General features: G+C 72.0%; 19 protein-coding genes and 2 pseudogenes. 11 read left to right on the forward strand and 10 right to left on the reverse strand.

The genetic code is table 11. The annotated features are described in order from the left end of the window. Window positions 1-240: 240 nt before the first annotated feature. A pseudogene (locus tag C0010_RS15270) lies at window positions 241-1,013 on the reverse strand (DDE-type integrase/transposase/recombinase); the annotation flags it as partial. Window positions 1,014-1,064: 51 nt separating this feature from the next. On the opposite strand from C0010_RS15270, the pseudogene C0010_RS09765 reads away from it, so the two are divergent. Then, a pseudogene (locus C0010_RS09765) lies at window positions 1,065-1,944 on the forward strand (IS5 family transposase); the annotation flags it as partial. A gap of 36 nt (window positions 1,945-1,980) precedes the next feature. Here C0010_RS09765 and C0010_RS09770 read toward each other — a convergent pair. From C0010_RS09770 to mtrA, 3 genes are read right to left on the reverse strand one after another with little or no spacing between them, the layout of a single operon-like run. After that, entirely contained in the window at window positions 1,981-3,705 is a 1,725-nt protein-coding gene (locus C0010_RS09770) for an LpqB family beta-propeller domain-containing protein (protein ID WP_105566890.1), read from the reverse strand. Beyond that, entirely contained in the window at window positions 3,702-5,318 is a 1,617-nt protein-coding gene (mtrB, locus tag C0010_RS09775; RefSeq protein WP_105566891.1) for an MtrAB system histidine kinase MtrB, read from the reverse strand. Before mtrB ends, C0010_RS09770 begins: the two co-directional genes overlap by 4 nt. 1 nt (window position 5,319) lies before the next feature. Continuing rightward, complete coding sequence (mtrA, locus tag C0010_RS09780) at window positions 5,320-6,006, reverse strand: MtrAB system response regulator MtrA (RefSeq protein ID WP_105566892.1); 687 nt, start codon at window positions 6,004-6,006, stop codon at window positions 5,320-5,322. A 147-nt stretch (window positions 6,007-6,153) separates the two neighbouring features. Here mtrA and C0010_RS09785 point away from each other — a divergent pair, with 147 nt between their 5' ends. The 8 genes from C0010_RS09785 (at window position 6,154) to aqpZ (ending at window position 15,402) form a co-directional block, all read left to right on the forward strand. Beyond that, window positions 6,154-7,545, forward strand: a complete 1,392-nt coding sequence (locus C0010_RS09785; protein WP_158685425.1) for a glycerophosphoryl diester phosphodiesterase membrane domain-containing protein — start codon at window positions 6,154-6,156, stop codon at window positions 7,543-7,545. Further along, a complete protein-coding gene (locus C0010_RS09790) occupies window positions 7,542-8,213 on the forward strand; it encodes a DUF4129 domain-containing protein (protein WP_105566894.1) in 672 nt (223 codons plus the stop codon). Before C0010_RS09785 ends, C0010_RS09790 begins: the two co-directional genes overlap by 4 nt. After that, window positions 8,210-9,379, forward strand: coding sequence for a DUF4350 domain-containing protein (locus C0010_RS09795; RefSeq protein WP_232531895.1), 1,170 nt, complete (start codon window positions 8,210-8,212; stop codon window positions 9,377-9,379). The genes C0010_RS09790 and C0010_RS09795 overlap by 4 nt, the downstream gene beginning before the upstream one ends. Beyond that, window positions 9,376-10,413, forward strand: a complete 1,038-nt coding sequence (locus C0010_RS09800; RefSeq protein ID WP_105566895.1) for an AAA family ATPase — start codon at window positions 9,376-9,378, stop codon at window positions 10,411-10,413. The genes C0010_RS09795 and C0010_RS09800 overlap by 4 nt, the downstream gene beginning before the upstream one ends. 7 nt (window positions 10,414-10,420) lie before the next feature. Continuing rightward, window positions 10,421-11,731, forward strand: a complete 1,311-nt coding sequence (locus C0010_RS09805; protein WP_105566896.1) for a DUF58 domain-containing protein — start codon at window positions 10,421-10,423, stop codon at window positions 11,729-11,731. Between the two features lie 128 nt (window positions 11,732-11,859). Then, window positions 11,860-12,303: a Fur family transcriptional regulator gene (locus tag C0010_RS09810; RefSeq protein ID WP_105566897.1), complete on the forward strand. Its 444-nt coding sequence runs from the start codon at window positions 11,860-11,862 to the stop codon at window positions 12,301-12,303. After that, window positions 12,300-14,510 (forward strand): catalase/peroxidase HPI, encoded by a 2,211-nt coding sequence (gene katG / locus C0010_RS09815; protein WP_105566898.1) that lies wholly within the window; start codon window positions 12,300-12,302, stop codon window positions 14,508-14,510. The genes C0010_RS09810 and katG overlap by 4 nt, the downstream gene beginning before the upstream one ends. 139 nt (window positions 14,511-14,649) lie before the next feature. Continuing rightward, window positions 14,650-15,402, forward strand: a complete 753-nt coding sequence (aqpZ, locus tag C0010_RS09820; protein ID WP_105566899.1) for an aquaporin Z — start codon at window positions 14,650-14,652, stop codon at window positions 15,400-15,402. A gap of 75 nt (window positions 15,403-15,477) precedes the next feature. Here aqpZ and C0010_RS09825 read toward each other — a convergent pair whose 3' ends face one another. Next, a complete protein-coding gene (locus tag C0010_RS09825) occupies window positions 15,478-16,473 on the reverse strand; it encodes a stage II sporulation protein M (RefSeq protein WP_105566900.1) in 996 nt (331 codons plus the stop codon). Between the two features lie 123 nt (window positions 16,474-16,596). On the opposite strand from C0010_RS09825, the gene C0010_RS09830 reads away from it, so the two are divergent. Then, window positions 16,597-17,415, forward strand: coding sequence for an RDD family protein (locus C0010_RS09830; RefSeq protein WP_105566901.1), 819 nt, complete (start codon window positions 16,597-16,599; stop codon window positions 17,413-17,415). A 16-nt stretch (window positions 17,416-17,431) separates the two neighbouring features. Here the strand turns inward: C0010_RS09830 and C0010_RS09835 are convergent, their stop codons facing one another. After that, complete coding sequence (locus tag C0010_RS09835; protein WP_105566902.1) at window positions 17,432-17,635, reverse strand: DUF3499 family protein; 204 nt, start codon at window positions 17,633-17,635, stop codon at window positions 17,432-17,434. Between the two features lie 48 nt (window positions 17,636-17,683). Here C0010_RS09835 and C0010_RS09840 point away from each other — a divergent pair, with 48 nt between their 5' ends. Continuing rightward, window positions 17,684-18,115, forward strand: coding sequence for a hypothetical protein (locus C0010_RS09840; RefSeq protein WP_232531897.1), 432 nt, complete (start codon window positions 17,684-17,686; stop codon window positions 18,113-18,115). Between the two features lie 25 nt (window positions 18,116-18,140). On the opposite strand, the gene C0010_RS09845 is transcribed toward C0010_RS09840, so the two are convergent. The 4 genes from C0010_RS09845 to manA form a co-directional block, all read right to left on the reverse strand. Beyond that, window positions 18,141-19,859, reverse strand: coding sequence for a DUF5719 family protein (locus C0010_RS09845; protein ID WP_105566904.1), 1,719 nt, complete (start codon window positions 19,857-19,859; stop codon window positions 18,141-18,143). Continuing rightward, window positions 19,856-22,672 carry a glycosyltransferase family 2 protein gene (locus C0010_RS09850; RefSeq protein WP_105566905.1) on the reverse strand — a complete coding sequence of 939 codons (2,817 nt, stop codon included), beginning with the start codon at window positions 22,670-22,672 and terminating at the stop codon, window positions 19,856-19,858. Before C0010_RS09850 ends, C0010_RS09845 begins: the two co-directional genes overlap by 4 nt. 75 nt (window positions 22,673-22,747) lie before the next feature. Next, the gene (locus tag C0010_RS09855; RefSeq protein ID WP_105566906.1) at window positions 22,748-23,068 is read right to left on the reverse strand and encodes a WhiB family transcriptional regulator; all 321 of its coding nucleotides are present in this window, start codon (window positions 23,066-23,068) and stop codon (window positions 22,748-22,750) included. A 139-nt stretch (window positions 23,069-23,207) separates the two neighbouring features. After that, the gene (gene manA, locus C0010_RS09860) at window positions 23,208-24,341 is read right to left on the reverse strand and encodes a mannose-6-phosphate isomerase, class I (RefSeq protein ID WP_105566996.1); all 1,134 of its coding nucleotides are present in this window, start codon (window positions 24,339-24,341) and stop codon (window positions 23,208-23,210) included. Window positions 24,342-24,359: the final 18 nt, after the last annotated feature.

Here is a 24,359-nt window from a genome sequence, read left to right on the forward strand (position 1 = left end):
CGAACGACAGACGACGTCGCACAGTATGTGTAGCACGTAGACATTCGAACTGTTTAACCATATGTTGATATTCTCTGGCGTCTTTGGTCTGCCTGTCCGTCGCGTATTTCTAACCCGAAGTCCCGTAGGTATGATGATCGGGTGGCCGGTGAGCCGCTGACCGGCGAGTGGAGCTTGAGACAACTGTAGAAGTGCACTCATCCCGATAGTGTTGCGCGTCGTTCTGTCTATGGCGCATCGAACCGGGCATAGGGGCAACCGTCCGCGAGCGTTCGGCGGAACCGTTCGATCTTCCCGTTCGTCGGCTACGGATACAGGCCAGTTCGCCTGCGGCCGATACGGGAGCGTCCGCTTGTGCGCGATGCCGAGCCTGGCGCAGGCATTACGCCAGGCAAACGACTCGTATGTGGAACCGTTGTCGGAGAGGACGCGTTCGACGGTGACGCCGCGCTTAGCGAACCAAGCGACAGCACGTTCGACGACGCCGATCGCGGTGACAGCCTTCTCATCACATCAGATCTCGGTGTAGGCGAAGCGGGAGTTATCATCGACGACGGTATGGACGTACCCGGTGGCAACATTCGGCCCGTAGCATGCGCAACGCTTGCCCGCCCGTCTCGCTGTGGCCTCACGGGTCCGACCGCCGTGTTGCTTATCGATGAAGCGCCAGCCGCTGTCGTCTGGTATCCTACCGAACTTCGTCACGTCGAAATGGACCAGCGATCCTGGATAGGGATGCTCGCAACGCATCAGCCGTTCGCCGGTGAGCGAGCCAGTATGCGACAATCGGTTCACCTCGCAGCGCGTCAATACGGCGTGAACGGTTGAAGCAGTCAGCTCGAGCCTACCAACGGTCTTCGCCGGGCGGAGCCCGAGCCGCCAACGCAACGAGATGATCCGCTTCGTCACCTGCTCGGGCGTCTTGTGCGGGATACGGTGGCGCTTACTCGATCGGCGCCGCATCCCAGTCGTCCCTCGGACCGGTAACGCGCAACCCATTTGCGAGCGATGACCTGAGGCGTTTCTGTTATATGTTTCAGGGTCGGCCTAGGATCGTTGATGTCATGTCACGATCTCAGCTTCTCGTGGATGATCAGTGGGCGCTGATCTCGGATCTCATGCCCGGTCCGACGGGAAAGAAGGGACGCCCGTTCGCGGATGCGCGCTTGATGGTCGAGGCGATCATCTACCGGTATCGGTGCGGGATCGCGTGGCGTGATCTGCCCGAGGCTTTCGGGCCGTGGCAGGCCGTGTGGCAGCGACATGGGCCCATCGCCGATGACGGCACCCGAGGCCTCCTCGTCCAGGAGCGACTCCACGAGCAGGACAACCAGGAGGGACTGATCGCATGGGACGTTTCGGTGGACTCCACGATCGCTCGCGCAGATCAGCATGCGGCAAACGTCAGTCGCGCAAAGAAGGGGTCCGTCGAACTACACGAACCTGCTGATCGAGCCGCCGGACCACGCGATCGGCCCCTCTCGTGTCGGCTTATCGACGAAAACGCATCAGCTCGTCAACAGCCGGGGTCTGCCGTTGGTGACGATCTAGACCGCGGGACAGGACGGCGACTCGCCTGTTTTCGTCCCGTTGCTGGAACAGCTCTGCAGCGGCCGCAGAACACGACCTGACGCGGCGCTCGGAGACAAGGCCAGTTCATTTCGCGCGATCAGGACGCAATTGCGCAGGCACGGTATCGAGGCGGTCATCCCCGAGCCGCGTGACCACCAGGGGCACCGCAAGCTACGCGGATCCCGTGGCGGGCGCCCACCGGAGTTCGATGCCACGAAGTATCGTGGCCGCAATATGATCGAGCACCGCTATTGCCGTCTCAAGCAATGGCGAGGCCCCGCCACCCGCTACGACAAACTCGCGATCGTGTATCGGGCTGCGATCGTCCGCAACGGCGTAATCGCCTGGCTCGACCAGTTAGTAGACACGCCCTATGGCTTTGGGCAACACCGCAGGGTAGCGGCAAAGCTACGAACGTGGGGCGCCGAGCTGCGTCGCAAGGACCTCGATCCCGGTCGCCGCCGGCTGCCAGGTCGATCCGCGGCGGATAAACAACGTGCCATTCTCGCTTAACAAGCGCGCGATCGTCGACTGCGAGCCCGCAGCGATCGACACAATGTTCGCCTCGCTCGACAGGTACGTCGCTGGTCCCCCCACCCGCTGCTGCACAATTACAATGCCCGCCTCATCCTCGGAGACGATGCCCAGCGTCGACGAATCGAGCCACGCGATGTCGATGCCCCTGCCCGTCAGCGGCGTGACGCTCACAGGCTCACCGAGTCCGACGGGCATGCCGTCAGTCTCACGGACGATCGGAAGTACGACCGCACGATTCCCCCGCTCCGTGGCGACGAGCGCCGCAAGACGCGTGCCGTCTGGCGAGGCCTGAACGCCAAACACACGGTCGGCGTCGGGGATTCCCCCAGGGATCTCAACCGGTTCGTACTCCTGCGTATATGCGGCGAGCTCCTGCGGTTCGTCACCCGGCACGCTCCACGAAAAGCCCTGCGGATCGATCGTCGGCTCGACCAGACCGTCGCGCGCGTCAAGGACGTCGCCGCCGTCATCCGTGCGGCGCCATACGACCCCAGCTGTATCCTGCACCACCAGCGCCGTTCTATCGGCCGACATCGAAATCGATGTCGTGTCGCCCGCCGCAGACGCGAGGCTCGAAATCCGGTCGATCGCCCCTCCTGAATCGAGGAAACCGAAGCCGGCGTCGTAGCCTGTGTCACCGACAACCAGAGCGCGCGCGTCGGGACGCGTCGAGGCAGGCTCAAGCGTCTCGGCGCTAAGGTCGATGTCGCCTGCGTGCATATGCACGTCCTGCGCCCCGAGACTCGCAAGACTCGCCAGCAACTGCGCCCGCATTCGGCTGCGTTCGTCAGCGTTGGCAGACGTTGCCTCTTGCGTGAGCGTCACATTGGCGATGCGCTCGTTGTCGAAAACTACGCCACCAGGAGCGAGCTGGGTGCCCTGTGGGAACGCCGTCAATGCCGCCGCTGAGACGTACTCGCTCGCCCCGCGTAGCAACTCGTCCGATATGCGAGTCTCGCTTGATTGCGTCGGGAACCACCGGACGTCGGGCACCAGGTAGGTCCAGGTCGGGTCGAAGTAGTACAGAGAGTAGTCGTGGTAGACGTCCTCGAACACGTCTCGGTCGAGCACGATGCCCGCGGGGGCCCGCGAGATGCGCCACTCGCCGTCGGCCTGCTGCTCCATCTCGAACGCGAGCTCCGCCTGGGCGGCGTCGCTCGTGCGGTACACGCCGCGCTCATCGACTGTGGCGACGGGCTCGAGCGTCGCCTCGACGATGCCCTCCTCCTCGAGCCGCTCCGCGTCGACGACGCGCGAGTTCGGAACGTCGACCGTGACGTGGGCTTCGGGCTCCCAGTCCGGTGCGAAGTCCGGCGTCAGGAACTCGCGCGCCGTCGCCCAGTCGCTCGCCGGGCTCGTCGCCGCCTCGAGGAAGCCGTTCAGGATCTGCTCGGGCGACGCGCCCTCGACCGGTCCGCCCGGGTAGTACAGGAAGGGCGCATCCGGCACCTCGTCGGCCGGGACGCCGGGGTTCACGGGCCCGGATGTCGGCAGGCCGGCGCACGCGGCGAGCGCGGACGCCGCGACGATCGCCAGCGCGGCCGTCGCGATCCTTCGGAAGCCGCGCACCGCGCCGCCCTTCTTGACCCGCCTCATGATGCCGCCTCCCGATCCGCGTCCGCCGGTTCGAGCGGCACGGGCCCCGTCGCACCGAGCGGGGCGCCCTGCGTGCGGGGCAGCGTCAGGACGAAGTTCGTCCCCTGCCCGAGCCGCGACCAGACCTCGAGGGTTCCGCCGTGCAGCGTCGCGTCGCCGAGCGCGATCGCGAGGCCGAGGCCGCTGCCGCCGATCGAGCGCTTGCGCGAGGGGTCGGCGCGCCAGAACCGGTCGAACGCGCGCTTACTGTCCTCGTCGCTCATCCCGACGCCGCGGTCGCGCACGCCGACGGCGACGGCGCTCTCGCTGCTGTCCACCACGATCTCGATCGGCCGGCCCTCGCCGTGCTCGATGGCGTTGCCGACGAGGTTGCGCAGCACGCGGCGCACGCGGCGCGGGTCCATGCCGACCGGCGTATGACCGCCGGGCGTCGAGAGGATCAGCTCCGTGCCGTGCTGCTCCGCGAGCTGGCGCATCGAATCGACGACGTCCTGCGTCAGCGCGGCGAGCGCTACCTGTTCGTGCTCCAGTTGGACCGAACCCGCGTCGTAGCGGCTGATCTCGAGCAGGTCGCCCAGCAGCTCCTCGAAGCGCGCGACCTGGGTGTGCAGGAGCTCGGCGGCGCGCGCCGTCGCCGGGTCGAGTCCGTCCCGCTGGTCGTTGATCATCTCCGCCGCGAGCCGGATGGTCGTCAGCGGCGTGCGGAGCTCGTGCGAGACATCCGACACGAAGCGCTGTTGCACGAGTGAGAGCTCGGCGAGCTCCCGGATCTGGCGCTCCAGGCTGTCCGCCATCTGGTTGAACGACGTCCCGAGCGCCGCGAGCTCGTCCTCGCCGTCGACCCTGATGCGCACGCCGAGGTCGCCATCGGCGATCTGGCGGCTCGTCGTCGCGACCTCGATGATGGGGTCGGCGACGGAGCGGAGGACGAGCCATGTGATGAGGCCGACGATGACGACGAGCAGCACGCCGGCGATCCACAGTGTGCGCTGCACGAACCCCAGCGTCTCGTTCGAGTCGACGAGGTCGTACCCGAAGTACACGGCGTACGCCCCGACGCCAGGCACGTTGAGCTGCTGCCCCACGACGATGCCGGGCACGACGATGTTGTCCTCGTCGCGCAGTTCGACCGACTGCCACCACTGCTGCGTCGAGGTCGTGACGCGTTCGCGGAGGCCGTCGCTGATCAGCTCCGGCAGGCCGCGCGCGCCGCCGTCGGGCGGCGCGATCTGCGACGGCGAGGTGTCGACCCGCTGGTAGACGACGTTCGACGTGCGCGACTGCTCGACGAGGCTGTCGTACGCGCGTTTCAGCAGACCGTCGGCTTCCGTGTCCTCGGTCGCGTCCTCCGATTCATCGAGCTCCTGCTGCGCGATCTGGACGGCGCGCGCGGCGTCGGCCTGGACCTGCGCGCTGCGCGACTCGAACAGATCGCTCTGGATCTGCGCCGCCATCCACACGCACGCAATGGTGATCGCGACGACCGTGGTCAGCACTGCGATCGCCGTCGTGCGGAAGCGCAGTGATCTGCGCCAGAGCCGCGCGACGCGGCGCGCCTGTCGGACCGGCGCCGCACGGCGCCTCGGCGCGCTCACGGGTGCGGTCGGCGGCATGCTACGAGGTGACGGCGCCGGCACGATACCCGACGCCGCGCACCGTCGTCACGATCTTCGGGTCGTCGGGGTCGAGCTCGACCTTCGCGCGCAGCCTCTGCACGTGCACGTTCACGAGTCGCGTGTCGGCCTTGTAGTGGTACCCCCACACCTGCTCGAGCAGCATCTCGCGCGAGAACACCTGGTTCGGCTTCGAGGCGAGGGCGACGAGCAGCTCGAACTCTAGCGGCGTCAGAGCGATGACCTCGTCGCCGCGCGTGACCTCGTGCGCCGCGACGTCGATCAAGAGGTCGCCGACCCGGAGCACCTCGGCGGCGGCCGGTTCGGCGCCCGTGCGCAGGCGGGTGCGGATGCGCGCGACGAGCTCCTTCGGGTTGAACGGCTTCTGGATGTAGTCGTCGGCGCCCGCCTCGAGGCCGTTGACCACGTCGGTCGTGTCGGTGCGCGCCGTGAGCATGATCACGGGCACGCCGGACTCCCTCCGGATCTCGGTGCAGATCTGGATGCCGTCCTTGCCGGGGAGCATCAGGTCGAGCAGCACCAGGTCGGGGCGCTCACTGCGCCAGACGTCCACCGCCTGATCGCCGTCTGCGCAGAACGTCGGTTCGAAGCCCTCTGTGCGCAGCACGATGCCGATCATCTCGGCGAGGGCGGTGTCATCGTCAACGACCAGGATCCGCGCAGTCATCTGCCCAGATTATCGGAACAGCGCGACATCCGGATGAGGCGGGCGGCGCGCCAGCGCACCGGCCGCGGCACGGGCCGGCCCGACCGCATCTGTGGAACGATGGGCACAGGCGGCACCGCGCGGCGCGGGGCGCGAAGAGGGGGACGCATGACGAACGCCGGATCTTGGACGCCGGCCCCGCGCGGCGGGCTCATCCCGCTGCATCCGCTCGGCTTCGGCACCGTGCTGGGCAAGTCGTTCGGCGCTCTGCGCGGCAACCCGAAGGTGCTGCTGGGCTTCGCGATCGGGCTTCAGCTCGCGGCCGTCCTCATCATGGCGTTCGCCATCGGCGCCCTGTCGTACTGGTCGTTCTCGCGCCTCGACACGCTCGAGTACGGCACGCAGGCGTACGACGAGATCGAGGCCGGATCTGCGCTCATCACGGGGCTCGGGGCGGTCGTGCTGAGCATCCTCGTCGCGGCGCTCTCGGTGATCGTGCAGGCCGTCGTCGTCGGAGACGTCGCGCACTCCGCGCTCGGCGAGAAGGCGACGCTCGGCCGCATCTGGGGCCGGGTGAAGGGGCGCATCTGGGCCCTCATCGGCTACACGCTGCTGATCGGCGCCGCGATGATCGCGCTGATCGTCGTGATCGTCGGGGTGGTCGTCGGCCTCACGGTCGCCGGTGTGCCGATCGGGTTGGGCGTCGCGCTCGCGATCCTCGGCTTCCTGGCCACCGTCGCGCTCTACTTCTTCGTCTACACCAAGCTCTACGTCGTCACCCCGGCGATCGTGCTCGAACGCGCGGGGGTGTTCCGCGCGATCGGCCGCTCCTGGCGGCTCACGCGCGGCCGCTTCTGGCCGACGTTCGGCGTCTACGCGCTCCTCGCGCTCATCCTGGGCACCGCCAGCTCGATCGTGAGCGTCCCGTTCACGCTGCTCGGGAGCCTCCTCGGCCTCGTGTTCGCGCCGACGGGCGACCCGCTCGCCCAGGCCGGCGTCGCCCTCGTCGTGACGTACGGCCTCTCGCTGATCGTCGCGTTCCTCGTGCAGTGCGTCACGGCCGTCGTCCTCGCCACGTCGCAGGCGCTCGTCTACCTCGACCTCCGGATGCGCCGCGAGGGCATCGACATGAAGATGCAGCGCTACGTCGAGGCGCGCGACGCGGGCTCGACGGCGCTCGCCGACCCGTACGCGTACGACGAGAACGACGTCGCCCCGGAACGCCCGGCGTACGGATACTCCGGCTACCCGGCACCGGGCCCCGCGCACCCCGGTTACGCGTCCGGCACCGGCTACGCCCCCGCTCCCGGCTACCCGCCCGCGGCGCAGGCTCAGCCGCCCGCGGGCGCACCCGCGCCGTGGCAGGCTCCCACTCACCCGCCCATGGGCGCGCCCGCGGCGTGGCAGCAGCCGGCGCCGGGCGGCGCTCCCGCGGCGCAGCCGTATGCCGCCCCCGGCGCGCCGCTGCCGTACGCGCCTCCCAGCGCCCCCGCGGCACCGCCGCATCCGGGCCCCGTTCCGCCGTACGCGCCCCGCGACCGGGAGAACCCCGAGACGTGACCCTCCCCCTGATCGCGCCCTTCGCCCTCCCCGATCAGCCGGGCCCCGACGAGGCCAGGCGGCTCGCCGAGGACGAGCTGTCGCGGCGCGTGTACGACGAGGCGCAGCCGAGCTTCCTCGACCGGATCGCGCTCGCGATCAGCGACTTCTTCGACTCCCTGGTGCTGCGCGGCGTCGGCGAGGCCTGGAGCCCGATCGTCGTCGTGCTCGTGCTCTGCGGTCTCGCGGCCCTGATCGCGGTCGGCCTGGTCGTCTGGGGGCGCCCGAAGCTCGCGCACCGACAGCGCTCGGCTTCGGCCCTGCTGTTCGGAGAGGACGACGTGCGGCCGGCCGCCGAGCTGCGCCGCGACGCCGAGGCGCACGCCGCCGCAGGCCGGTGGGAGCAGGCGATCGCCGACCGCTTCCGCGCCCTCGCGCGAGCCCTCGAGGAGCGGGACGTCCTCGACCCCGTTCCCGGCCTCACGGCGCACGGCATGGCCGAGATCGCCGCGGAGTTCTTCCCGCAGCAGGCGGCGGTGGTGCGGACCGGCGCCTCGCACTTCGACGACGTCCGCTACCTGCGCCGGCCGGGCACCGCCGCGATGTACTCGGATGTCGCGCGCGCCGACGACGACGTCGCCGGGGCGCGCCCCGCCATGCTCGCCCCAGCGTTCGGAGCCGCGCCGTGACCGCCGCCGAGTCGCCCGCGCCCGGCCCAAAGGTGCTGGCGCCTCATCGCCGGCGGCGGGCGCTCGCGTGGACAGCGATCATCGCCGCCCTCGTGATCGCCGGGATCGCGCTGGCGCTCGTGCCGACGGACGAGTGGCGCGACAAGGGGCCGCTCGATCCCGAGCACCCCGGACCCGAGGGGGGCATGGCCCTCGCCGAGATCCTGCGCGGTTCGGGCGCGGAGGTCGACATCGTGCGCTCTCTCGACGACGCCGTCGGCGCCGACGTGCTCGCCGTCACCGACACCGCCCCGCTCAGCGACGAGGCCCTCGCCGACCTGATCGGCTCGGCCGGCCGCACCGTGCTGCTCGATCCGGGTGCGCGCGATGCGCGCGTCGCGTTCGGCGACGGCGACACCCTCTACGCCGGAGTCGGCGATGGCCCGTCCTCCCCGCGCTGCGCGGTCGGTCAGGCGCGGACCGCCGGACCGATCGCGCCGGGAGAGGTGTGGCGGCCCGGCACGGCGGAGCGCGCGTGCTACCCCTCGGGCGACGGCTTCGGCCTGCTCGCCGGAACCGTCGCGGGAGCCGACGCCGTGCTCATCGACGGCACAGCGCTGTTCGACAACGCGAACCTCGCATCCGGCGGCAACGCCTCCCTCGCCATGGGGCTCCTGGCCGGCGACACCGTCACCTGGTACGTGCCGAGCGCCGGCGACGCCGACCCGAATGCGGCGCCGCCGACGCTCGGCGAGCTGACGCCGCGCTGGGTGTCGCCCGCGATCGTCCTCCTCGCCTTCGCCGCGGTGGCCGCCGGGGTGTGGAGGGGTCGCCGGTTCGGGCCGCTCGTGGCAGAGACGCTGCCCGTCACCGTCCGCGGCAGCGAGACGCTCGAGGGGCGCGCGCGCCTGTACCAGCGCTCCGGTGACGCCCGCCACGCCGCCGGGCTGCTGCGCCGGGGAGCGGTCCGCCGGATGGCGAAGCGGCTCGGGCTGAGCGACGCCGCCCCGCTCGAAGACGTCGCGGACGCGGCCGCCGCACGGCTCGGCGCCCGGCGCGCCGACGTCGCCGCCGTGCTGCTGTCCGACCCTGCCACCGACCAAGATCTCGCCGCATTCGGGGCGAGCATCCGAGACCTCGAGGCGGCCGTCGATGCCGCAGTGACGACAGAGAGGAAGACGCCATGAGCGACATCCCCCCGCGCCCCGCGGACCCGGGCACGGCGCCGCAGGCCCCGGCGCCGGCCGAACCAGAGGCGCAGACGCCGCCCGCCGCCCCCGGCGAGGCGCAGCGCGCGATCGCGCGCGTGCGCGACGAGGTCGGCAAGGCCGTCGTCGGGCAGGGCGGCGCGGTCACCGGCCTGCTCATCGCGCTCCTCGCGCGCGGGCACGTCCTGCTCGAGGGCGTGCCCGGCGTCGCGAAGACCCTGCTCGTGCGGGCGTTCAGCCGCGCGCTCGGGCTCGACACCAAGCGCGTGCAGTTCACGCCCGACCTGATGCCCGGCGACGTCTCGGGCTCGCTCATCTACGACGCCCGCTCCGGCGAGTTCGAGTTCCGCGAGGGCCCCGTCTTCACCCACGTGCTGCTCGCCGACGAGATCAACCGCACGCCGCCGAAGACGCAGTCGGCCCTGCTCGAAGCGATGGAGGAGCGCCAGGTCTCGGCCGACGGCGTCACCCGAGAGCTGCCCGACCCGTTCCTCGTCTGCGCGACGCAGAACCCGATCGAGCACGAGGGCACGTACACGCTGCCCGAGGCGCAACTCGACCGGTTCCTGATCAAACTGGTCATCGACATGCCCCAGCGCGACGCGGAGATCGCGGTGCTCCGCCGCCATGCCGACGGCTTCCGGCCGCGTGAGCTCGACGGCGTGGAATCGGTCGTCACGGCGGAGGAGATCCTCGCCGCCCAGCGCGAGGCCGACCGCGTCTCGGTCACGGACGACGTGCTCGCCTACGTCGTCGACCTCGCGCGGGCCACGCGCCAGAGCCCATCGGTGCAGGTCGGCGCGAGCCCCCGCGCGGCCACGGGCCTGCTCGCGGCGGCGAAGGCGTGGGCGTGGCTGAACGGCTACCCCGCCGTCACCCCCGACCACGTGCAGGCGATGATCGTGCCCGTCTGGCGGCACCGCGTCGTGCTGCGGCCCGACGCCGAGATCGAAGGCGTGCAGGTCGACGCCGTGCTGAACTCGGTGCTGCAGCAGACCCGCGTTCCCGTGTAGGGCCGCCGTGTTCCTGACCGCCCGCGCCCCCCTCGTCGTCGCCGTCGGCGTCGCCCCCGTCCTGCTGCTCACCACGGCGGGGGCGAACCCGTGGCTGACGGCGGGGCTGTGGGTGCTGCTCTGCGCCGCGCTCGCCTGTGCCGACGCCCTGCTCGCCGCCGATCCGGCGCGCCTCGTCGTCTCGCGCAGCGCGCCGGCGCGCGTCAAGCTCGGCGACCCCGCCACTGCGCTCGTCCGGTTCGGCAACCCGACGGGCCGCCGCGTCCGGGCCTCCGTGCGCGACGGCTGGCAGCCGACCGCCGGCGCCCCGGCGGCCCGCTCCAGGATCGACGTGCCTCCCGGCGAGTCGAGGACCGTCAGGGTGCCGCTGCTCCCGCGCCGGCGGGGCGAGCTGCGCACGGCGTTCGTCGCACTGCGCGTCGCGGGGCCGCTCGGCATCGGCGGCAGGCAGCGCACGATCCCCGCGCCCGGATCGATCCGGGTGCTGCCGCCCTTCCGTGCGCGGCGGCACCTCGCCAGCCGCGTCGCGCTGCTGCGCGAACTGGACGGCAGCACCAGCATCCAGGTCCGCGGGCGCGGTACCGAGTTCGATTCGCTGCGCGAGTACGTGCGGGGCGACGACGTGCGCTCGATCGACTGGCGCGCGACGGCCAGGGCCGGCACGACCATGCTGCGCACGTGGCGACCCGAGCGGGACAGGCACGTCGTCATCCTGATCGACTCGGGCCGCACCGCCGCGACGCGCGTCGGCGACGGCACGCGCCTCGACGCGGCGTTCGAGTCGGCCCTCCTCCTGGCCGCCCTCGCCCAGCGCGCGGGCGACCACGTGCACCTGGTCGCCTTCGACCGCGCCGTGCGCGGCAGGGTCACAGGAGTCGACGGCCCCGCCCTCCTGCCCGCCCTCGTCGATGCGCTCGCCGGTGTCGAGCCGCAGCTGATCGACACCGATTGGGACGCCGCCTTCGCGCAGGCGCGCTCCCTCCATGCCCGGCCGTCGCTGCTCGTGGTCCTCACGGCGCAGGAGGCACCGGACGCCGCCCGCGGCTTCCTGGGCACGCTCGGCTCCATGGTCAGCGCCGGCACGACCGTGCTCGTCGGCACGGCGACCGACACCGAGCTGAGCGCGACTGCTTCCTCGGGCGGCACGAGCGACGCGCTCTACCGCGCAGCCGCCGCGGAGGCCGCGATCGCGTCGGCCGCCGCCGTGTCGGCCGGCATCCTCCGATCGGGCGCGACGCCCGTGACCGGCGCGCCCGAAGACCTCCCGCCGCGGGTCGCCGACCGCTACCTGGAGCTCAAGCGCACCGGGCGCCTCTGACCCGGGCAGTGGGCCCGAGCCGGTCTCGCCCCTCCCCGCTCCTGCGCCGGCGCGGCGACACGCCGACACGCGTTTCGCGGGTCGTTCGCTTTTACGAATGACTCAGAACTAGCTAGGATGGACGCACGATGACGACCATGGCACCCCCTGCAGAACAGGCAGACGCGCTCCGCCGCGCTGGCCTCCGCGTGACGGCCCAGCGCGTCGCCGTTCTGGAGAGCCTGGCCGCCCACCCGCACGCCGCCGTCGACGCGCTCCACGCCGACGTACTCGAGCGCATCCCCGGCATCGCCCTGCAGACCGTCCACGGCGTGGTCAACGACCTCACCGCCGCCGGCATCGCGCAGCGCGTGAGCCTCCCCGGCGCCCCGAGCGCGCTCTACGAGATCGCGGCGCGCGACAATCACCACCACATCCAGTGCGTGGAGTGCGGCCGGGTCGAGGACGTGCCGTGCGCTGTCGGCGAGGCCCCGTGCCTGCAGCCGTCGCACGGGCACGGCATGCGCGTCATCGAGGCCACCGTGACCTTCCGAGCCATCTGCTCAGACTGTGAAAGGAACAGCCCAGCATGACCGACGAGCTGAAGTGCCCGATCGACCACTCCGGCGGCGCCCCCGCCACCCGCGGCGGAGGCCGCACGGGGAACACCGACTGGTGGCCCGACCGTCTCAATCTGAAGATCCTGGCGAAGAACCCGGATGTCGCGAACCCGCAGCGCGACCTCGACTACCGCGCAGCGTTCGCCGCCCTCGACCTCGGCGAGGTGAAGGCCGACATCGCGCGGACGCTCACCGAGTCGCAGCCGTGGTGGCCCGCCGACTTCGACAACTACGGCCCCCTGATGATCCGCATGGCGTGGCACTCGGCCGGTACGTACCGCGTGTTCGACGGCCGCGGCGGCGGCGGCACGGGTCAGCAGCGGTTCGCACCGCTGAACAGTTGGCCCGACAACGTCGGCCTCGACAAGGCCCGCCGCCTGCTGTGGCCCGTCAAGAAGAAGTACGGCAAGTCGCTGTCGTGGGGCGACCTGATGATCCTCGCCGGCAACGTCGCGCACGAGCAGATGGGGATGCCGACCTTCGGCTTCTCGGGCGGCCGCCCCGACGTGTTCGAGCCGGATGACGACGTCTACTGGGGCGCCGAGCGCACGTGGCTGGGCGACGAGAACCGCCTCGGCGAGGCCGGTGACCAGGAGCTCGAAGAGCCGCTGGGCGCCACCATGATGGGCCTGATCTACGTCAACCCGGAGGGCCCGCGCGGCAACGGCGACCCCGTCGCGGCCGCGAAGCAGATCCGGGAGACGTTCGGGCGCATGGCGATGGACGACGAGGAGACCCTCGCGCTCATCGCGGGCGGCCACACGTTCGGCAAGACGCACGGCGCCGCGCCCGACCCCGACGAGACCGTCGTCGGGGACGCCCCTGAGGGCGCCCCGATGGAGCAGATGGGCCTCGGCTGGAAGAGCTCGCACGGCACCGGCAGCGGCAACGACGCGATCGGCTCGGGCATCGAGGTCACGTGGACCTACCACCCGACCCGCTGGGACAACGAGTTCTTCCACATCCTGTTCGGGTACGAGTGGGAGATCGTCACGGGCGAGGGCGGCCACAAGCACTGGCGTCCGAAGGACAACGGCGGTGCCGACATGGTGCCGATGGCCCAGGGCGACGGCCGCCGGGAGCCGCGCATGCTGACGACCGACATCGCGCTGCGCGAGGACCCGATCTACCGCGAGATCGCGCTGCGGTTCAAGGACGACCAGGCTGCCTTCACGGAGGCATACCGCCGTGCGTGGTTCAAGCTGACGCACCGCGACCTCGGGCCGAAGTCGCGGTACCTGGGCGCCGAGGTCCCGGCGGAGGACCTGCCCTGGCAGGACCCGGTCCCCGCACACGAGGGCGCGCTCGTCGACGCCGCCGACATCGCGGCGCTCGAGCAGGCGATCGCCGACTCCGGCCTCACGACCGCCGAGCTCGTCTCGACGGCGTGGGCCGCATCGAGCTCGTTCCGCGGCAGCGACAAGCGCGGCGGCGCGAACGGCGGCCGCATCCGCCTCGAGCCGCAGCGCAGCTGGGAGGCGAACAACCCGCAGCGCCTGACGAAGGTCATCGGCGTGCTCGAGGGCATCCAGGCGGAGTTCAACGCGGCCGGCGGTGCGCAGGTCTCGTTCGCCGACCTCGTCGTGCTCGGCGGCAACGTCGGTGTGAAGCAGGCGGCGGCCGCCGCCGGCCGCACCGTCGAGGTGCCCTTCACCCCCGGCCGCACCGACGCGACGCAGGAGCAGACCGACGTCGAGTCGTTCGGCTACCTCGAGCCGCGCGCCGACGGCTTCCGCAACTACCAGGGCGCCGCCGTGCGCAGCGTCCCGGCCGAGCACCTGCTGATCGACCGCGCCAACCTCCTCACGCTCTCGGCGCCCGAGATGACCGTCCTCGTCGGCGGCCTCCGCGCCATCGGCGCGAACTGGGACGGCTCGGACTACGGCGTGCTGACGGACCGCCCCGGCCAGCTCACGAACGACTTCTTCGTGAACCTGCTCGACCTGAACACGCAGTGGACTTCGCTCGACCCCGGTTCGCACGCGTTCGCCGGCACGGATGAGGCCACGGGCGAGCGGAAGTGGACGGGCACGCGCGCCGACCTCGTGTTCGGTTCGAACAGCGAGCTGCGCGCCGTCGCCGAGGTGTACGCCTCGGACGACGCCGCGGACCAGTTCGTCGACGACTTCGTCGCCGCCTGGGTCAAGGTGTCGGAGCTGGATCGGTTCGACATCCGATAACGATCTGATGCATCCGGATGGGGCCGGGTGGGCGAGTACTCTCGCCCACCCGGCCTTTTTCTGCCACTATGCGAATGATCGCTCCCGGCGATCGACGCGGACCGGATGGCGGCCCGCGGCCATACCAGAGGGGGACGAGATGTCCGATTCAGAAACTGTCGTGAACCCGACGTCCGCCGCGAAGCTCACGGCCGAAGCGTTCGGCACGCTGCTGCTCGTGCTCGGCGGCGTCGGCACCGCGGTGTTCGCATCGAACACGTACGTCGACGGCGGTACGACGGGTGACGTGTACTTCGCCGTCGCACTCGCCTTCGGCCTTACGGTCGTCGTCGGCGCCTATGCCTTCGGCCCGATCTCGGGAGGCCACTTCAACCCGGCGGTGACGCTCGGCCTCGCGGCCGCCGGTCGCACGCCGTGGAAGGACGTCGGCGGCTACATCATCGCCCAGGTCATCGGCGGTGCCGTCGGCTCCACGATCATCTACCTCGTCGCGCTGTTCGGCCCCGACGGCTGGCTGAAGCAGGCCATGGACGGCGGCTTCGCGAGCAACGGCTGGGGCGAGCACTCCCCCGGCGGCTTCGGCCTGCCCGCCGCGATCATCATCGAGATCGTGCTGACCGGCATCTTCGTGCTCGTGATCCTCGGCGTCACGCACCCCAAGCGGGGCACCGCTTTCGCCGGCCTCGCGATCGGCCTGTCGCTTGCGCTGATCCACCTCATCTCGATCCCCGTCGACAACACGTCGGTGAACCCGGCCCGCTCGATCGCCGCCGCGATCTACGGCGGCCCCGACGCCCTCGCCCAGGTGTGGGCGTTCATCGTGTTCCCGATCGTCGGCGCACTTCTCGCCGGCTTCGCGTACCGCGCCCTCTTCGACGGCGAGAAGAAGTAGCGCACCCGCTCCGCCCCGGCACGGCGGATCGGCTCGGCATCGCGCCGATCGATCCCGTGCCGGGGCGGAGCCGTGTCAGCCGGCGACGAGGCGGGGCGTCCCCGCCTCGTACTCCGTGAGGTCGCCCGTCTCCCCCGCCGCGTGCGCTCGGCGACCCAGCACGAGCATGTAGACGAGGAACGCCGCCAGCGCGAGCGTGCCGATGCCGATCTTGATCACCCACGGCCAGTCCTGGCGGGTCACCCACCCCTCGACCACGCCCGACACGGCGAGCGAGAGCACCAGCCCGATCGCGACGGTCGACAGCGCCCTGCCCTGCGATGCGAGCGCGTCGAGCCGCCCGCGCGGGCCGGGAACGACCCACGCCCAGAACATGTGCAGCCCCGCCGCGACCGCGACGAAGATGCTCGTCATCTCGAGCTGTCCGTGCGGCAGGATGTAGAGCACGAAGTCCGCACCGCGGTCGTACTCGAACATGATGGCGGCCGACGTGCCGAGGCCGACGGCGTTCTGCACGAACACGTAGACCGGCCACACCCCCGTGATCCCGAAGAGCACGCTCTGCACGGCGATCCAGGCGTTGTTGCTCCACACCATCGCGCCGAACATCGCCTCGGAGTGGTCGCTGTAGTAGTCGACGAAGTCCTCTTCCGCGTACTGCTCCATCTGGTACTCGTCGCCCAGGGTCGCCACGAGGGCCGGGTCGGAGACGATCCACGCCGCCGTCCCCCAGACGATCCCGACGAAGGCGATGACGAGGACCAGCACCGTCCAGCGCAGCTGGTACAGCGCGGCCGGCAGCTGGTTGACGAAGAAGCGCGGCACCTGACGGAGCACGTTGTCGGAAGCGCCCGTGAGGCGCAGCCGCGCCCGCGAGAGCATCGTCGAGACGTGGTCGCCCTGCGGCGTCCGCCCCGCCGAGGTCTTGATGTCCGCGAGGTCGGCCGACGCCGACTGATAGCGCGCGACGAGCTCGTCGACGGCCGCACCGTCGAGCCCGCGCGCCTTCGACAGCTCGTCGAGCCGGCGCCATTCGTCGCGTCGTGCGGTCGTCAGGGCGTCGAGATCCACCCGCCCAGACTATCTCCCCGTTCAGGTGCCGCTTCCCGCGAGAACCCGCGGCCGCAGCACCCGCAGTCGGCGGCACCTGAGCGGCGGGGTCGTCGCGCGTGCTGCGTGTGGTTGACTGGCCGCATGGTGGGCGAACTCCGACCGGCCGCGCTGCGGCCCCAGGTGCACGACGACGAGGTGCTCACGGGCGAGGCGGTCGCACTCGATGTGCAGCCCGTCGGGCTGGTGCTCCGCGCCGCGGGGTCGCTCATCGACCTGCTCGCCTACGTCGCGGCATACATCGGCTTCTTCTGGGCGGCGAACGAACTGCTGCGCGTCGGGGTGATCTCGCCCGATGCCGTGCAGATCGCCTCGATCGCGCTCCTCGTCATCGTGTTCGTCGCCCTCCCCGTCACGATCGAGACCGCCTCGAGGGGCCGCAGCCTCGGCAAGCTCGCCGTGGGTGCCCGCATCGTGCGTGCTGACGGCGGGGCCATCGGCTTCCGGCACGCGTTCATCCGGGGCGTTCTCGGCGTGTTCGAGATCGTCATGACGATCGGCTCCGTCGCCCTCATCGTCGGCATGTTCACGCCGCGCGCGCAGCGGCTCGGCGACCTCGCCGCCGGCACCTACTCGGAGCGCACCCGCACGCCGAAGCTGGCGGAGGTGCATCCGCTGCTGCCACCGGGCATGGAGGGCTGGGCCTCCGTCGCCGACGTCGCGCGCATCCCCGATCGCGTCGGGCGCCGCCTGAACCAGTTCGTCTCGGGCGCCGATGCCATGTACCCGCCGGCCAGGGCGCGCGCGGCGGCCGAGCTCGCCGCCGAGCTGTCGCCCTATGTGTCGCCTGCCCCGCACGCCGACCCCGAGACGAACCTGCGCGCGATCGCGTCGGTGCGCCGCGACCGCGAGCTGCGCGCCTTCTCGCTGCAGAGCGACCGCGTCGCCCAGCTCACGCGCTGAGGGCGAGGGGCAAGGCTCACTCCCGCAGCGTGCTGTGGCGCAGGACCGTCCATCCGGCCGGCATCGTCATGCGCTCGGTGTGGTGGGCGCACAGGTCGTGCGCGTGCGGATCGTCGCCCGCCCCGAGCGGCCCGATCGCGGCCATGCGCCCCTCGTAGTCGTGCGTCAGCGTCGAGACCGCCTCCCGCTGGCAGCCGACCTTCGAGCAGATGCGTTCCATCCCTCCACCGTAGGTCACCGCGCCGCCCGCGGCCGATAGGCTTGGGGCATGGCGAAATGGGGGCGAGTCCGGCGGCCCGCTCCGCGCGAGCGCCCTGCACGACACGGGCGCCACGGGCGCGTGCACCGCAGCCCTGCCGTGCGCCCGCCGCTGCCACCCATCGACACCCGCTTCGAGAGGTTCGACCTCGTGCTCGGCTCGACGGTCGAGTACCTGCGCGGTGCCTGGCCGGAGCTCGACGAGGTCTCGTTCGAGATCGGCACGATCCCTCCCGCGGTCGTCGACGGAGCCGTCCCCCGCTGGCAGATCCTGCGCGACGAGAAGCGCATCGTGTTCTACCGCACGGCGGTCGAGCGGTTCGAGCGGCTCGACCGCGCCGATCCGTTCCAACGCCGGATCATCATCGAGGGAAACGTCTTCCGCGCCGTCGGGGAGTACCTGGGGCGCGAGCCCTGGGATCTGGGCCCGTCCCAGTTCTGACGCTCCTCGGGCGCTCGGGCGCGGCTCAGGGGTAGACCGTGAGGTCGGCGCTGGCCGCCGGGTCGGGGCTGATCGGGAACGACGCGAGCGAACCGCCGTCTCGGAACGTGACGGCGGCGCGCACGGGTGCCCCGTCTGCGGCGAGCTCGTAGAGTTCGTCGGCCGCGACTCGCACGTGATGCGCCTCGCCCGGCGCGAGCGAGAACTCCTCGTCGACGTCCCCTCCCGTGAGAGTGACCGACGTGGCGTCGTCGCCGTCGTTGACGACGTACACGTGCGCGAGCGGGCCGGCGGGAACGGCGACCGCCACGGGGCCCGCGACCTCGGGCGACGGCGTCTGCCACGCGAAGTCCTGCTGCCTCGTCGGCCCCGTGGTCTGGCGCACGGCCGCGACCGTCGGCCCCGCCTGCCCCTCGACCACGACGGTGTACCTCCCGGGGTCGAGCCCCTCGAGCGCGGCCTCGAGCGGCACGTCCGCCTGTGCATCGAGCGCAAGGGTCTCGGCGGGCTCCCTCTCGCCCTCGGCCGTGACGGTCACCGTCACGGCGCCCGTCTCACGCGACAGCACCCGCACGGAGGCGGGCGTGACGTCGTTCTCGACGGCTCGCTCCGCGACGAGCACGCCGGGGAACACCTGCCGCTCGGCCGGCTCGATCGCCTCCTGGGAGTCGATGCCGACGGGGTCGAGCGTACGCACCTCCGTCGACTGCAGCGATGCGCGCAGCGGCGCCCCCTCGGCCGTGACGCGCACGACGGGAGCGGCTTCTCCCGCGGCGACGCCTGCGAGCGGAAGCGCGACCTGCGACATCGCGGGGATCGCGATCGGCTCGCCCTCAGGGAGCGGGCCCTCCGTGCCGAAGACCGACAACTGAGCCGTCGCGTTGACGGGGCCGGGGTTCGCCAGGAGCAGGATGTCCGTCGCGCCCAGAGCCGTGCTGCCGCCGACGACCCATGTCTGCATCCCGGCTTGGCGGCACGCCGATGCCGCGAAGCCCGAGATGTCCTCCGTCCGGATGTCCGTCGAGGATGATGCCGACAGCGAGCCCTGATCGGCGGACCGCAGCTCGTAGCGCTCGGCGACCGCGTCATCGGGGAGGTCCACGCCGTCGAGGTCGGTCGCCTCGGGCTCCTCCGCACCCGTAGCGCCCACGGTGATCTCCGCATCCGCCGCCGCGGTGATCTCGTCGGCCGCCGTCGCGTCCCGGCCGAGGGCGAGGACGGGGCCGTCGCACGTGACGACGTTGGGCGCCGCGTCGGGCGAGACCACGATCGACGCGGCCTCGCCGCCCACGGTCGGCCAGTCGGCTGTCGACGCGCCCACCACGGCGCCCGCCACCACGAGCGAGAGCACGGCCCCCGCGCCCATGCGCAGCCACGGTGCTCCGCGCCGGGTACGGCGCGCGGCCGCGGCACCGCCCGTCTCGGCTTGCGGCGCATCGCGCGGTCCGCTCGCGTCCCCCGACTCCTCCTGTGTCCCCGTCGCTTCCCAGCCGGGATCGTCGGGCGCGGCGGTGCCATCGTCCGCGACGGGCTCGGCGTTCGCCTCGCTCTCGCCGCCGTCGTCTGCGGTGCCGGGCTCGGCGGCGTCGGTGCGCGCGGCATCCGCGGCATCCGGCTCGACGGCGCCGTCGGATGCATCGTGCCCGACGGGCTCATCAGGAGCGTCCGCGCGGGCCGCCTCGACCAGGGGGGCCGCCGGCGCCGCCTCGTCCTCGGTGCTGCGGGGGTCGCGCTCGTCGCTCATCGCTCCTCCTCGTATCGGCGCGCCAGCACGCGCGGCAGGCCGCGCGCCTGCCTCCGGCTCGCGGTGGTCGGCACCGACAGCAGGAGCGCCACCAGCAGCGCCGCGCCCTGGGCCAGCAGCACGAGGCTGGCCGTCGCCTGCTCGGCGGTGCTGAGCGCCGGCCGGGGCGCCGGGTCGGCGTCGAGCCGCCACAGCATGCCGCGGGCCGTCTGGCCGACGCGCGCGAAGCCGTCGCGCTGATCGATCGCCGTCGCCGCTTCGAGGCTCACGGCCTCACCGGCGTCTCCCGACGCGTCGGTCACGAGCACGAAGCGCAGCCCCATCTCGGTCAGGCGCGCGCCAACGTCGGTGCCGGCCCCCGACACCAGGTCGGCCGCCGCGGCCGCGACGGCGCGGTCGTCGTCCGAGACGACGGTGTCGGTCGCTTCGAGCGTCGACTGGCCGTCGAGGGTCTCGCTCTCGCCCCACACGACGCGCGCCGCAACGGCACCGTCCTCCCTCGGAGCGACGATCAGCGTGCCGATATCGGCGGTCGCTGCGGCCTCCGCTCCGACGTATGCGGGCAGCGTCGACGTCGGGCCGTTCGTCAGAGCCGTGTCGTCGCGCGCGACGCCCGTCAGCCCCGGCACCGCGAGCACCGCGACGCACGCGACCGCCAGGACGCTCGCCGTCGCCCTGAGCGGCTGCGGCATCGGAGCCGCGTCGAGCGATACTCCCGCGGCCAGGGCGGCGCCGAGCCAAGCGAGGCTGAGAGCCGTACCCGGCCACAGCGCGACGGGGTATCCCTCCGCGAAGGCCAGCTGCACGCCCGCCGCCGCGAGAGCGCCGATCAGGCCGACGCCCGCCAGGATCAGGAGCCCTACGCCCAGGCGCCAGCGGGCCGTGAGCGGCGCGATCAGCGCTAGCAGCGCCACCGGCAGGGCCAGCAGCGGCACGATCCACGCGAGCGTGTCGAGCGCGAGAGGGAAGTCGCCGCCGACGAAGCCGAGCCATCCGGCCGGATCCGCCGTCGGGAAGCCGGCGGCGAGCAGCCACGCGGGCGCGGCGCTCGGGACGCCCGCCACGGCGCCGGGGTCCGCGAACGCCGCGAACGGCGTGCCCCTGTCGGCCTGCGCGATCACGATCGGCGCGAACCATACGGCGGCCGGCACCACGAGCCACACGACCCGCGCGATGCCGGCGCCGGCGCGCACCGCGACCGTGAGCACGAGCAGCACGACCCAGGCCGCCGCGATCTCCGGAGCGAGCGACGGCGCAGCGGCGAGCAGTGCCAGGATCAGCACCGAAGCCGCGCCGGACGAGCCCCACGACCGGTGCGCGACCGACACCGTGTAGAAAACCCACGGCAGGATCAGGTGCGCCAGCACAGCCGCGGGGAGCCCCAGCACGAGCGCCGCGACGAGCGGCGGCGCGAGGGCATAGGCGACCGCGACGACGACGCGCACGCCCGCGCGGTCGGAGACGCGCGTCGCCGCGAACCAGCCGCCGAGGACGGCGAGCGGCAGCGCCAGGATCCACAGCACGATCATCATGGCCGACGGCGCGACCGGCCAGACGGAGCCGATCAGAGCGATCAGGGCGGAGAACGGGTCGGCCGCCGTGACCTCGCTCAGGCCGAGCGGCCGCAGGCCGAACGCCGCGTCGCGCCACAGTGCGCCGACGGTGTCGCTGAGCGGGAGGAGCGCGCCGCCGCCGAGCGCCGGCCACGCGAGCAGCGAGAAGAACGCCGCGACGCCGACGACGAGCGCGGCTCCCACGGCCCAGGCTCCCCCGCCCGAGAAGAAGCCGAGGTCGCGTTCGCGCACCGGATCGACGGGGTCGTCATCGTAGCGCTCGCGCAGCTGCGCGACGCTCGCCCGGAGCGGGTCGACCCGCTCCCATCCACCCGTGCGGAATCGGCGGATGCGGGACCGGGAGCGGGGAACGGCCGCGAAGCGCAGCAGCACCGTCACGGACGCCGCCCATTCGACGGGCACCCGTCGGGGCCGCTTGGCGACGAGGTCGACGAGCGTGCGCCACAGCGCGAGTGGAAGCAGCAGCAGCCAGTGCAGCGGCACAGCGATCAGCGGGGCATAGGCCAGGCGTCGGTGCAGCTGCGACGTGCGCAGCGCGTACGCGCGCCTGAGCGGCCCGCGCGGCAGGTCGCCGACCCCTCCCTCCGCAACCGCGATGCGCGCTCCAGGTGCGAGGGCGACGCGGCCCCCCGCGAGGCGCGCGCGCACACCCAGGTCGAGCCCGACGTCCGGGCCCCGCAGCGCGGGATCGAGGCGGAGCGCGGGGCGCCGATCGGCCCGGATGAGGAGCCCGCGCGCGTCGGCGCCGAGCACATCGTCGTCCGTGTCGTGCTGGCCCTGGTCCGTCTCGCCGTTGGCCAGCGGCACCATCCGGCCATAGCGCGTCATGCTCAGGCCGAGCGAGACGATCGTGTCTGCGTCGTCCTCCGCCACGAGCTTGGGGGCGGCGACCGCGACGGACGGCCCCCGCTCCAGCGCGGCAGCCAGCGCGCCGAGCGCACCCGGCTCCGGGACGGTGTCCTGCGTCAGAAGCCAGGTCGAGCGCTCGGAGGGGACGCGATCGTCGCCGAGCGCGACGGCCTCGGCCGCTCCGGTCGATTCCAGCGCCTTGACCACGCTGTCGGCGCGGGCCTCGCGAACGATCCCGTCGAGATCGTCGAACGTGCCGCAGGCGACGACCGTGAGCCCGTCCAGGGGGCGGGACTGGGCTCGGACGGCGCGGAGCGTGCTGCGGAGGCGCTCCGCGGCGGCGGGGCCGTTCGCGCGGGCAACGACGATGGCGTGGAGAAGAGCCGACATGACATGGTCAGCCTATGCAGGTCGACCCCGGATACCCGGCGCACGCGCCGGACGCGGAGCGCGCCGGGCGGATTCTCAGCTCGCGCGGCGCTTCAGCTTGCGGCGCTCGCGCTCGGAGAGCCCGCCCCAGATGCCGAAGCGCTCGTCGTTCGACAGCGCGTACTCGAGGCACTGCTGGCGCACCTCGCACGTCGAGCAGATGCGCTTCGCGTCGCGCGTCGAGCCGCCCTTCTCGGGGAAGAACGCCTCGGGGTCGGTCTGCGAGCACAGTGCGTCGGTCTGCCACGCGAGCGCGCCGTCGTCGTCGGGTGCCGGTTCTCTGACGCCGGGGACACCGAGATCCACCGGGTCGACGAACCAATCGTCAGGAACCGACGTCCTGTACGAACCTGTCATAGCGCTGCCCCCTCGTATGCGCTGAGATGAACGGATGGACGCAAGTAATTACACCCGTGTGATTCGTTCAGGTCAAGTCGCAGACCCTAGAGCCTCAACCCGCGCTTGAGGGTTAATCGGCATATCGGCGTGTCGCGCGCTAGGACGGATAACCCCCAGGCTGCGCGACGAAAACCGTGCCTGTGCCGGTGAACTCGGCGTCGGCATCCGGGGTCATGAGCGCCGCCTGGCCCGGACGGAGCACGAGCGAATCCCCCGCGTGTCGCACCGTGACGTCGCCGTCGGTCGCGAGCGCGATCGCCGGCCCCGTGAGGGAGACGCGGGCGTCGGCGCCGGGCGCGACCCTCGCCCGCAGCAGCGAGAAGTCGTCGATCGGCACCTCGAACGCCTCGACGCCGCGCGAGCTGCCGGCCGCCGAGGTGGGCAGCACGACGGGCACGGGCCCCGGCGCCGGGTCGAGCACCGTCATCAGCTCGTCGACGTCGATGTGCTTGGGCGTGAGGCCACCGCGGAGCACGTTGTCGCTCGCCGCCATCACCTCGACCCCGAGCCCGGACACGTACGCGTGCAGCAGGCCCGCGCGCAGGAAGACGCCCTCGCCCCGGCGCAGGATGATGTGGTTCATCATCAGCGCCACCACGACCCCTGGGTCGCCTGGGTGGGCGAGCGCGATGCGGCGCGCGTTCGCGAGCGTCGCGGCGAACTCGGTGGAACGAGCCTCGGCGAGCGCGGCGATCACGCCGTCGGTGAGCTGCTGCGCGTCACCGGAGAGCAGCCAGCCGACGGCCGCCCCCAGCGCCGCGTCCTCGGGGATGCGCTCGACGAGCTCGTCTGCCGCGCCGCCGAGGCTAGCGAGCAGACGCTTCGTATCGGCCGCCCTGCGCAGCCCGCACAGGGCTTCGAATCGGTCGCTCAGCGCGACGAGGAGCTCCGGCTTGTGGTTATCGTCTGCGTAGTTGCGCGGCGCGCCGGCCGGGAGGCCCGCCTCAGCGGCGCGGCCCGCCGCCGCCTGCCGCTTCGTGGGGTGCACCTGGATCGACAGCGGCGATCCGGCCGCCAGCAGCTTCAGCAGGTAGGGCAGCCGGCCGCCGTGCGCGGCCGTCCACTCGTCGAGGCCGGTGCCGTCAGGGAGCTCGGCCGGGTCCGCCGGGTGGTCTCCGAACCACACCTCGGCCTCGGGTCCGGCCGAGGCCTGTCGGCCCTCGAGCGCCGCGATCAGGGTGCGCGAGCCCCACGCATAGTCGCGCGGTGCGTTCGTCAGTGTCGTGAGCACACGCGACACACTAGTGCG

Source organism: Microbacterium halophytorum (genome assembly GCF_002970975.1).
Classification (GTDB): Bacteria; Actinomycetota; Actinomycetes; order Actinomycetales; family Microbacteriaceae; genus Microbacterium; species Microbacterium halophytorum.

Coding starts and splice junctions, on each gene's coding strand:
- C0010_RS09770 (WP_105566890.1), bottom strand. CDS start 3,705: ATGAGGCGGGTCAAGAAGGGCGGCGCGGTGCGCGGCTTCCGAAGGATC.
- mtrA (WP_105566892.1), bottom strand. CDS start 6,006: ATGACTGCGCGGATCCTGGTCGTTGACGATGACACCGCCCTCGCCGAG.
- C0010_RS09810 (WP_105566897.1), top strand. CDS start 11,860: ATGACGACCATGGCACCCCCTGCAGAACAGGCAGACGCGCTCCGCCGC.
- aqpZ (WP_105566899.1), top strand. CDS start 14,650: ATGTCCGATTCAGAAACTGTCGTGAACCCGACGTCCGCCGCGAAGCTC.
- C0010_RS09830 (WP_105566901.1), top strand. CDS start 16,597: ATGGTGGGCGAACTCCGACCGGCCGCGCTGCGGCCCCAGGTGCACGAC.
- C0010_RS09785 (WP_158685425.1), top strand. CDS start 6,154: ATGACGAACGCCGGATCTTGGACGCCGGCCCCGCGCGGCGGGCTCATC.
- katG (WP_105566898.1), top strand. CDS start 12,300: ATGACCGACGAGCTGAAGTGCCCGATCGACCACTCCGGCGGCGCCCCC.
- C0010_RS09840 (WP_232531897.1), top strand. CDS start 17,684: ATGGCGAAATGGGGGCGAGTCCGGCGGCCCGCTCCGCGCGAGCGCCCT.
- mtrB (WP_105566891.1), bottom strand. CDS start 5,318: ATGCCGCCGACCGCACCCGTGAGCGCGCCGAGGCGCCGTGCGGCGCCG.
- C0010_RS09800 (WP_105566895.1), top strand. CDS start 9,376: ATGAGCGACATCCCCCCGCGCCCCGCGGACCCGGGCACGGCGCCGCAG.
- C0010_RS09855 (WP_105566906.1), bottom strand. CDS start 23,068: ATGACAGGTTCGTACAGGACGTCGGTTCCTGACGATTGGTTCGTCGAC.
- C0010_RS09850 (WP_105566905.1), bottom strand. CDS start 22,672: ATGTCGGCTCTTCTCCACGCCATCGTCGTTGCCCGCGCGAACGGCCCC.
- C0010_RS09845 (WP_105566904.1), bottom strand. CDS start 19,859: ATGAGCGACGAGCGCGACCCCCGCAGCACCGAGGACGAGGCGGCGCCG.
- C0010_RS09835 (WP_105566902.1), bottom strand. CDS start 17,635: ATGGAACGCATCTGCTCGAAGGTCGGCTGCCAGCGGGAGGCGGTCTCG.